Consider the following 308-nt stretch of genomic DNA (forward strand, 5'->3'; position numbering starts at 1 on the left):
CCATCTACTTGTTCCTCGGCAAGATATAGCCCAACGTTTGCATTATCAGTCATCCCCCCAAGGGTTAGACTAAAATCTTTGACTTCGTTAAGGGTGAAGCGGTAGTAATCATTGGAGTCAGCGCTACCTACAAAGTTATCGAAAGTCCGAGTGCCACTAAAAATACCTAAATCGGCGGCTGTTTCTGGCGTGCTACCGGGTTCGCTCACCGGTGCCGGTGCTGGCGGTGGTGGAGGTGGGGGTGGGGGTGCAACAGGCCCAGGGCCTCCGGCGGCGGCAATTCTTCCTTCTGCCATGCCGGCGAAAAC

1 pseudogene is annotated in these 308 nt (G+C 54.9%); it reads right to left on the reverse strand.

The annotated features are described in order from the left end of the window. Nucleotides 1-308: pseudogene (locus LKK83_RS19125) on the reverse strand (hypothetical protein); the annotation flags it as partial.

Origin of the sequence: Phormidium sp. CCY1219 (genome assembly GCF_035615515.1) — a bacterium.
In the GTDB taxonomy this organism is placed as follows: domain Bacteria; phylum Cyanobacteriota; class Cyanobacteriia; order Cyanobacteriales; family Laspinemataceae; genus CCY1219.